The organism is Bacillus sp. AR4-2 (genome assembly GCF_008274865.1).
Taxonomy (GTDB): Bacteria; Bacillota; Bacilli; order Bacillales; family Bacillaceae_G; genus Bacillus_A; species Bacillus_A cereus.
Genome location: NZ_CP031062.1, coordinates 285,001 through 295,000, shown reverse-complemented (window position 1 = coordinate 295,000; position 10,000 = coordinate 285,001). Strand labels below are relative to the sequence as shown.

The window sequence follows — 10,000 nt, the reverse complement described above, 5'->3', positions numbered from 1 at the left end:
ATCGCTGAATTTGCTTACAAAGTTGTCTTCCCTTCACAATACGTATATGAAAAATTTCGTACAATCACTGAATTGGATCCTCAAAAATGTCACATTCTCCCTCAAGGTTTGTTTAACCACAATCCTTATAAAAACAATATCGCAAAAGCTAGAAATGAGTTACGTAAGAATCTTAACCTGCCTCTAGATAGCAAAATCATCTTAGGTGTAGGCTTCGCAGATTATCGAAAAGGAATAGATTTATTCTCACTTATCTCTTACTCAGTACGAAAGACTCACAAGGATATTCATTTCATTTGGGTAGGGAGAACAGACGTTCAATTCCTGAATACACTGCCCCCTAAATATAAAGCACATTTCACATTAGTCGATCCTACTCCCGATATCGGATTATATAACGCCGGGGCTGACTTATACTTATTAACTTCAAGGGAAGATCCTTTTCCAAATGTTGTTTTAGAAGCATTAGATGCAAAACTTCCTGTTATAGGGTTTAAAAATGCTGGAGGTTTCGAGGATGTTGTTACAGAAAAAACTGGTGCCTTAGTAGATTTTTTAAATTTACCCAAAATGCTAGAGAAAATATATGAATTTATTCACGATGAGGGATTACGATTACAAAAGGGAAGCTTTGGCCAAGAACTTATCGAAAAAAACTTCAATTTTCTTAATTACATTTATCAATTACTAGATCTTCTCGAACATAATTACAAAAAGATAAGTGTAATCATACCGAACTATAATTATGAAAAATACTTACCTGCTCGAATCGAATCAATCTTAAACCAAACCTACCCTCTTTACGAACTAATTTTCTTAGACGATGCCTCCACTGATCCTAGCGTATCAACTTTTAAAAAGCTGCTCTCAAAAGAAAATAAGCCCCACCTGAAGGTTCAACAGATTATTAATGATAAAAACTCTGGTTCTGTATTTAAACAATGGATAAAAGGAGTCTCTGCAGCAACTGGTGATTATATTTGGATCGCAGAGGCCGATGACTTATGCGATAAGACATTTTTACAAGAGGTGATACAGGGGTTTTATATAAATAACAATATTACCTTAAGTTACACACAATCAAAACAAATTGATGAACAAGGAAATGTATTGGCTAATCATTATTTAAATTACACAAATGATATCGATAAAGAAAAATGGAAAGGCCCCTATTTTCGAAAAGGCGTCGAAGAAATACAAGATACGTTACTTATCAAAAACACTATACCTAATGTTTCAAGTGTAGTTTTTAAAAATATAGATATGAAGAAAACAGAAAAACAGTTAGAGAAGTTCAAAATAGCTGGTGATTGGTTTTTCTATGTTTCTCTTCTTACAGAGGGAGATATTTACTTCAATCCATCCCCCTTAAACTATCATAGACGACATTTAAATAGCGTAACGAGAACAGAAGATTCATACTCCCATTACAATGAAGTTGTACAAATGCAAAATTTCATTAAAGAAAGATTTACTATCGACGACATTTCTAAAATGAAAATGTATACATATAGAAAGCATCTTAAAGCATACTTAAAAATTTAAACTTGTGCTTTCTATGCCATCAATATCTCTTGTAAGTTGCTACTATTACTTAAGGGAGGAATACTCTTTGAAAGACTTTATAGAGGAACATAAAGATTTAATTTCTCAAATCGCACACAGCTATAATGTAAATGCAAGTATCCATCCTGAGGATCATATCTTTCAGTTCATTGTCACTAATCCCGTCTTCCCATCAAAAAAAGAAGCGATAGATTACTACTTTAAAGATGGGCAAAACTCAGCACAAATACTCTTAAACTTAATTACTTCCCTTTATCCTCCTACAGGCAATCCAATTAAATTGTTAGAATTTGCATCCGGATACGGCTGCGTAACACGTCATTTATTAAATCTACAAGCGAATTTGAGTATAACCGCTTGCGATATACACGAAGAGGCTATTTCCTTTATTGAAAACAAATTAAATAATTCTTCTATATTATCTCATCCTGAGCCTGAACAGTTAAAATTGGACTCCTCTACGTACGATATCGTTTTTTGTCTATCCTTTTTCTCTCATATGCCTGATACAACTTGGTTTCGTTGGCTGCAAACATTGTATAACGCTGTTTCACCTGGTGGTTTATTCATTTTCACAACCCATGGCTATCAAAGCAAAAAATACTTCGGGTTTCCAAATTTAAATGAAAAGGGCTATTGGTTTCTCTCTTCTAGTGAACAATTCGATTTAGATGTGAATCAATACGGACAAACGATAGTTAGTCCCTCTTACGTGTGTGACAAAATTAAATTATTACCCCATAACCCAATTATCAAAAAGTATACTGAAGGATTTTGGTGGGAACATCAAGACCTTTGGGTTATAGAAAAAGAAGTAAAATAATAACCCACGCTCTGCTTATACAAGTAGAGTGTGGGTTATTGTTTTTTACTATATAAGAACTCTTCAATCCATAGCTTATTTAATCTAATCCCATGTTTAAAATCTATTTTAGGTTCCCAATTCAATTCTTGTTTTATCTTATCAATATTTAAAATGATTTTTTGAACGTTCTCTTGTTTTTGTTTGTAACAGATAAAATCCACTTTTCTTTCTGTTATTTTCTCTAATTCCACTATAATTCGTTTTAAAGAAAGACCTTTGCCACTCCCTATGTTGTATACGCAAGATTTCAATTGATTTAATTGTGCTAGTTGTATAGTAATTTCAACTAAATCATCGATATAAATATAATCTCTAATAATCTCCTCTGGATTCCCATATATATGAATCCTTTCATTACTGAGATGCTGGTACAAAAAACAATTTATCGCCCCAACTTTTTTTAAGGGGTTTTGGTATTTTCCATACGGATTAGAATATCTACATACAACATAATCTATTCCATATTTTCTCTTATAAAAATACAAATAATTCTCCAGCGAAACTTTTGTTATTCCATACGGGGAAAGTGGTCTTAATGGATGGTTCTCATCAATAGGCAAATATTCAGGTTCACCATAAACTGTGCCTCCCGAAGAAGCTAATATAATTTTTTTAATACGAAAATCTTTAACACTTTCCATGAAATTAAGAAAAAATAGACTGCTATTAATATCACCGAAAACATCTTCAATTGAAGTTGCTACGTTAGACGTCGCAGCTAAATAAATAATAATATCTATATTCACTAAAGCCTTATATATATCCTCAACATTTTTTAAATCACCTTTAATAAATTCAACTTCACTTACAATATTTTGAGGAAAATTATTTATATGTCTGGAAAATACTTTTACATTTTGCCCCTGTTTCAATAAACCCAATGCGAGGTTGATACCAATGAAACTATTTCCACCTACTATTAAATAATTATTCTTCCTCATAATATCATCTCTCTAGTAGTAAATTTTTCCCGTCTTCAAACCTAAAAATATACACAAATAAACTGGATCATTTCGATTATTCATCTTCTTATCATTGTATGTTTGTTATAAATTTTCATTATCTTTATTTTCTATTTTCATTTTAGAATAGCTTCCTTATTCTGGTTGACTGCAAAAACACTCATAATATTTACTCATCCCCATGAATATATTTAATAAACAATCCTCACTTGTTTAACCCATAAAAAAACTTCTAAATACACAAGGTTTTCAAAAAAGGAGTGCGAAACTCATGAAAAATATAAATCAAGAACTTTTAAATCATGTAATTCTACATAAAGATCGAATTCCACATTACCATAAAGACTTTCCGATTATACTATTTTGGAGTCATAGAAGCGGATGCACCGCGTTAGCTAATTGGTTCTTTTTTCAAATCGGATTATTTACTGAAGCAAAGAAATACAATGACTTTATTCATTACTATGAGTTCTGGGTGTATAAGAACAATACAAATTACATACCAGAGTTACAAAATGGTCTTCTAGAGGGTAAAAAGGATGTTTGTAAACTTGTGCGAAATCCCTATACAAGGGCTGTCAGCTCATTTCTATTACTTGCTGACAACCCATATGCTAGCCCTCAATGGGAAAGTATCCGTCATTATTTTTATAATGACAAATATAGTAATCAAGGAATATCATTTAAACAATTTTTATATTACGTTCAGGCATTCAGCTCCAATTCTCTAGCGTTAGATATACATTTTAGTCAACAATACGTCCCTGGTGAAGAAAACTTCATCCAATGTTATATTCCTTTAGAAGATTTTAATACACAAATCACCGAACTAGAACACACGTACGATTTGATAAAATCCCCTTTAGCACTTCTTACAAATTCAGATCATCATCGCGCACACAAGATGATTTATGCAGGGAGCTATGCAGAACTTAGCATTACAGATACAGACTTCCCACGATTTCCAACATACGAAAGCTTTTATGATAAAGAAACTATGGATTTAGTTACAGAAATATACGCACAGGATTTTGAAATGTACCCATACACGAAAGGGATATTTTAAGTCTATACATTTTCCCATGAATAAAAGCTGATGCATCGCATAGCATAAAGTGAAACTTTAATTCGATTGGGGGTTCTCTTCAACTGATTATTCCCTTCTCCTAATCGCAATTTTAAAAAATACCTAACTTTCCCCCATTCCCCCTTTGATTTCGCTGATTGTTGACGTGTATCATACTTTCCATAAATAGATTGCATTTAACATAGGAGGGATGTCGTGTGGAAATCAATTTGAAACACAATAATGGGTACTGCGTTATTTGCGAAAAGAAAGCTACATTTATAGAGCATAATGATTGGCTTAGAGATCATTATTTATGTTCTACATGTAACTCTATACCCAGGCAGCGAGCTTTAATCCATGCTTTGCATACATTTTTTCCAAAATGGGATTCCTATAGTATCCACGAATCCTCTCCTGGAGGAATTACAACTCAGCTACTATTAAAAAACTGTGAAAACTATACTTATTCTCAATACTTTAGAAATTATCCTCTTGGCCAATACTTTCAAGGTATTAGATGTGAGAACTTAGAAGACATGACTTTTGAAGATGAATCTTTTGATTTATTCATTACTCAAGACGTTTTTGAGCATGTAATGACGCCAAACAAAGCCTTTAAAGAAATAGAACGAGTATTAAAACCTGGCGGTGCTCATGTATTTACTATCCCTTGGTATCATACACTCACAAAAACTGTGCAAAGAGCAAGAATGAATCAAGAGGTGATCGAATATATTGAAGAGCCCATTTATCATGGAAACCCTATTGATGAAAATGGATCTTTAGTAACGTTCGATTGGGGGCAGGATATGATTGAATATATTTATACACACACCAATATGTATACCATTGTTTATTTACAAAAGGATAGATCACTAGGATTAGATGCTGAATTTTTACATGTTTTTATTAGTAAAAAGCAAGAAAATAAAGTTTAATCACTATATAATTCGGAGGTTTAACAAATGAATAACTTTAAGTTAGGAAGTGATTTTGATTACCTTGTTAATTCACTATCTGATGTCGAACTTCTAAATTTATTTATACAAAGTTGTTCGCAAACAACGGTAAATGGGATTCCCGTACCTAGGTTTCCTCCTGAAGAAATTCAAAAACAATTTGTAGGTGCTTCCTATGAACATGCTCTTTACGAAGCATATTTGTTTTATAGACATATAAAAGAATACGCCCAAAATTTAGGGGTTCCCTTGAATAAAGAAAGTAAAGTTTTAGACTTCGGCTGCGGATGGGGAAGAATTATACGCTTCTTATTTAAAGATGCCTCTGATCAAAATTTACTTGGCATTGATGTCGATCCTGCGATGATCACACTTTGTAATGAAACACTAGGAAGAGGGATATATAAAACAGCAAGTCCACATCCCCCTGTAGAATTTGTTAGTGACAATTCATTAGATATCATATTCGCTTATTCTGTATTCTCACATTTATCCGAAGCGACTGCTGAAAATTGGGTAAAAGAATTTTCAAGAGTTCTTCGCCCTGGTGGAATCTTCATCGCAACAACACAAGCGCGCTATTTTCTTGATTTTTGTCAACAATTCCAAGAACATCCTGAATTAATTCAAACAGGATGGCATAAAACTTTATCTCAAGCTTTTCCAGATATACATCGCGCCATCTCGGATTATGAAAACGGCAAATTTGTTCACAGTCCTACTGGTGCAGGGGATGTTAGAAATAGTAGTTTTTACGGAGAAACTGTTATACCTAGGACTTATATTGAAAATCATTATGAGAAATATTTAAAGCTACAAGACTTTTTTGATGATGTAAATCGATTACCACAGGCCCTCTTTGTCCTTCAAAAAATTTAATTCCTTTCATTCAACGTAATAAATTTCATGACGAAAAGCACTTTCTATTTCAGCTATATATCAAATTACCTAATACTCTCTTATTAAGTAAGCTTAAAAAAATCCAATACATACCATAAAAAACAGTAAACAGATAACATATCTCTTGTTTTAAAATTACTTCACCAAATCAAGAATAACTTCCCAACACTTGAACTACGAAAAACATGAGGGGGATATAACTTGAAAATAATAGCTTTTTACTTACCACAATTCCATCAAATTAAAGAAAATGATCGATGGTGGGGGAAAGGATTTACTGAATGGACCAATACTAAAAGTGCACGACCTTTATTTTCAGGACATTATCAACCTAGGGAACCTTATCAAGATTTTTATTACGACTTAACTACCCCCTCCGTAAGAAAGTGGCAAGCGGAAATCGCTAAAGCATACGGTATATATGGTTTTTGTTATTATCATTACTGGTTTAAGGGAAAAAGACTATTAGAAACACCCTTTAATGAGGTACTAAAGATGAAGGAACCTGACTTCCCTTTTTGTCTTTCTTGGGCAAATGAACCATGGACAAAATCTTGGGATGGTCTCGATAAACATATATTAATGCCTCAAGACTACGGAGATATATCTGATTGGAAGGAACACTTTGATTATTTATTACAGGCTTTCCAGGATGAGAGATATATTTATATAGATGATAAACCTCTATTCATTATTTATCGTCCAGGACATATTCCTGATTGTGAAAAAATGCTTAATTACTGGAATGCATTAGCGCGAGAAAATGGTTTAAAAGGTATATACTTTGCTGAAACATTAAACAGTTTTCCACTACCTAATATAAATGGATTCGATGCTAGCATTCAGTTTGAACCTTTCTATACAATTGCCCATGATAGCTCTTCAGACATAAATAAGGTAATATATGATTCTGATATGCAATTAAATGTTTGGGACTACGATAAAGTATGGATGTATATATTACAACGATCGCTCCCAAAGAAAAAAACATTTCCCGGGGCTTTTGTTGATTGGGATAATACTGCACGACGTAAAAACGCAAATAGCAGCATCTTTGTAGGTTCTACCCCTGAAAAGTTCACCATATATTTAAGCAAGCAAATTCATCGTACTTACTCTTTTTATAACAGCGAGTTTTTATTTATTAACGCATGGAACGAGTGGGCGGAAGGAACTTACTTAGAGCCAGATAAAAAATATGGATTTTCTTATTTAGAAGGGGTTAAAAATGCAATTGATAGAGGTATGAAAGCATACAAAAAAGACGAGTTATTCTGACTCGTCTTAAGCTTGCTTGGCGACGTCCTACTCTCACAGGGACAAGGTCCCAACTACCATCGGCGCTAGAGAGCTTAACTTCCGTGTTCGGTATGGGAACGGGTGTGACCTCTCTGCCATCATCACCAAACTATGAAGGCATATTCCTTCAAAACTAGATAACATTTGCTACATATTATATGGTTAAGTCCTCGATCTATTAGTATTCGTCAGCTCCACATGTCACCATGCTTCCACCTCGAACCTATCAACCTGATCATCTTTCAGGGATCTTACTAGCTTACGCTATGGGAAATCTCATCTTGAGGGGGGCTTCATGCTTAGATGCTTTCAGCACTTATCCCTTCCGCACATAGCTACCCAGCTATGCCCTTGGCAGAACAACTGGTACACCAGCGGTGCGTCCATCCCGGTCCTCTCGTACTAAGGACAGCTCCTCTCAAATTTCCTACGCCCACGACGGATAGGGACCGAACTGTCTCACGACGTTCTGAACCCAGCTCGCGTACCGCTTTAATGGGCGAACAGCCCAACCCTTGGGACCGACTACAGCCCCAGGATGCGATGAGCCGACATCGAGGTGCCAAACCTCCCCGTCGATGTGGACTCTTGGGGGAGATAAGCCTGTTATCCCCGGGGTAGCTTTTATCCGTTGAGCGATGGCCCTTCCATGCGGAACCACCGGATCACTAAGCCCGACTTTCGTCCCTGCTCGACTTGTAGGTCTCGCAGTCAAGCTCCCTTATGCCTTTGCACTCTACGAATGATTTCCAACCATTCTGAGGGAACCTTTGGGCGCCTCCGTTACACTTTAGGAGGCGACCGCCCCAGTCAAACTGCCCACCTGACACTGTCTCCCGGGTCGATAAGACCCGTAGGTTAGAATTTCAATACAGTCAGGGCGGTATCCCACCAGCGCCTCCACCGAAGCTAGCGCTCCGGTTTCAATGGCTCCCGCCTATCCTGTACAAACTGTACCAAAATTCAATATCAGGCTACAGTAAAGCTCCACGGGGTCTTTCCGTCCTGTCGCGGGTAACCTGCATCTTCACAGGTACTATAATTTCACCGAGTCTCTGGTTGAGACAGTGCCCAAATCGTTACACCTTTCGTGCGGGTCGGAACTTACCCGACAAGGAATTTCGCTACCTTAGGACCGTTATAGTTACGGCCGCCGTTTACTGGGGCTTCAGTTCAGAGCTTCGCTTACGCTAACCCCTCTCCTTAACCTTCCAGCACCGGGCAGGTGTCACCCCCTATACTTCGCCTTACGGCTTCGCAGAGAGCTGTGTTTTTGCTAAACAGTCGCTTGGGCCTATTCACTGCGGCTTTCCGTTAAGAAAGCACCCCTTCTCCCGAAGTTACGGGGTCATTTTGCCGAGTTCCTTAACCAGAGTTCTCTCGCACACCTTAGGATTCTCTCCTCGCCTACCTGTGTCGGTTTGCGGTACAGGCACCTTTTATCTCGCTAGAAGCTTTTCTTGGCAGCGGGGAATCAAAGACTTCGCTCCATAAGGAGCTTCCCCATCACAGCTCAGCCTTCACGATAAGCGGATTTGCCTACTTATCAGCCTAACTGCTTGGACGTGCACAACCAATCGCACGCTTCTTCTATCCTTCTGCGTCCCTCCATTGCTCAAACGATAAAGAGGTGGTACAGGAATATCAACCTGTTGTCCATCGCCTACGCCTGTCGGCCTCGGCTTAGGTCCTGACTAACCCTGAGCGGACGAGCCTTCCTCAGGAAACCTTAGGCATTCGGTGGACGGGATTCTCACCCGTCTTTCGCTACTCATACCGGCATTCTCACTTCTAAGCACTCCACCAGTCCTTACGGTCTGACTTCACTGTCCTTAGAACGCTCCCCTACCACTGATACCATTGGTATCAATCCGCAGCTTCGGTGGTGTATTTAGCCCCGGTACATTTTCGGCGCAGAGTCACTCGACTAGTGAGCTATTACGCACTCTTTAAATGGTGGCTGCTTCTAAGCCAACATCCTAGTTGTCTAAGCAACTCCACATCCTTTTCCACTTAATACACACTTTGGGACCTTAGCTGGCGGTCTGGGCTGTTTCCCTTTTGACTACGGATCTTATCACTCGCAGTCTGACTCCTAAGGATAAGTCATTGGCATTCGGAGTTTGACTGAATTCGGTAATCCGATGAGGACCCCTAGTCCAATCAGTGCTCTACCTCCAAGACTCTTACACTTAAGGCTAGCCCTAAAGCTATTTCGGGGAGAACCAGCTATCTCCAGGTTCGATTGGAATTTCTCCGCTACCCACACCTCATCCCCGCACTTTTCAACGTGCGTGGGTTCGGGCCTCCATTCAGTGTTACCTGAACTTCACCCTGGACATGGGTAGATCACCTGGTTTCGGGTCTACGACCACGTACT

The 10,000-nt window shown here is 37.5% G+C and carries 7 protein-coding genes and 2 rRNA genes (2 of these 9 running past the window's edge); 6 read left to right on the top strand and 3 right to left on the bottom strand.

All coding sequences use genetic code 11. The annotated features are described in order from the left end of the window. Together DN399_RS01665 and DN399_RS01660 are read left to right on the top strand one after the other, a co-directional pair. Window positions 1–1,545, top strand: the 3' portion of a protein-coding gene (locus DN399_RS01665; RefSeq protein ID WP_149149297.1) for a glycosyltransferase. The gene continues 387 nt to the left of window position 1, outside the view; the window shows 1,545 of its 1,932 coding nt (coding positions 388–1,932); the start codon falls outside the window, past its left edge; its stop codon occupies window positions 1,543–1,545. A 67-nt stretch (window positions 1,546–1,612) separates the two neighbouring features. Beyond that, window positions 1,613–2,389 (top strand): class I SAM-dependent methyltransferase, encoded by a 777-nt coding sequence (locus DN399_RS01660; RefSeq protein ID WP_025710436.1) that lies wholly within the window; start codon window positions 1,613–1,615, stop codon window positions 2,387–2,389. Window positions 2,390–2,424: 35 nt separating this feature from the next. On the opposite strand, the gene DN399_RS01655 is transcribed toward DN399_RS01660, so the two are convergent. Then, window positions 2,425–3,372, bottom strand: a complete 948-nt coding sequence (locus DN399_RS01655; protein WP_149149296.1) for an NAD-dependent epimerase/dehydratase family protein — start codon at window positions 3,370–3,372, stop codon at window positions 2,425–2,427. 292 nt (window positions 3,373–3,664) lie between these two features. On the opposite strand from DN399_RS01655, the gene DN399_RS01650 reads away from it, so the two are divergent. The 4 genes from DN399_RS01650 to DN399_RS01635 all read left to right on the top strand — a co-directional run bounded on the left by DN399_RS01650 (window position 3,665) and on the right by DN399_RS01635 (window position 7,599). Next, window positions 3,665–4,459: a sulfotransferase family 2 domain-containing protein gene (locus tag DN399_RS01650; protein WP_149149295.1), complete on the top strand. Its 795-nt coding sequence runs from the start codon at window positions 3,665–3,667 to the stop codon at window positions 4,457–4,459. Window positions 4,460–4,677: 218 nt separating this feature from the next. Beyond that, complete coding sequence (locus DN399_RS01645) at window positions 4,678–5,400, top strand: class I SAM-dependent methyltransferase (RefSeq protein WP_000405119.1); 723 nt, start codon at window positions 4,678–4,680, stop codon at window positions 5,398–5,400. A 27-nt stretch (window positions 5,401–5,427) separates the two neighbouring features. Further along, window positions 5,428–6,300: a class I SAM-dependent methyltransferase gene (locus DN399_RS01640; RefSeq protein WP_001058708.1), complete on the top strand. Its 873-nt coding sequence runs from the start codon at window positions 5,428–5,430 to the stop codon at window positions 6,298–6,300. Window positions 6,301–6,522: 222 nt separating this feature from the next. Continuing rightward, window positions 6,523–7,599, top strand: coding sequence for a glycosyltransferase WbsX family protein (locus tag DN399_RS01635; protein WP_149149294.1), 1,077 nt, complete (start codon window positions 6,523–6,525; stop codon window positions 7,597–7,599). A 14-nt stretch (window positions 7,600–7,613) separates the two neighbouring features. Here the strand turns inward: DN399_RS01635 and rrf are convergent. Both rrf and DN399_RS01625 read right to left on the bottom strand, forming a co-directional pair. Beyond that, window positions 7,614–7,729, bottom strand: a 5S ribosomal RNA gene (gene rrf / locus DN399_RS01630). Between the two features lie 49 nt (window positions 7,730–7,778). Further along, window positions 7,779–10,000, bottom strand: a 23S ribosomal RNA gene (locus tag DN399_RS01625) (it continues 700 nt past the right edge of the window).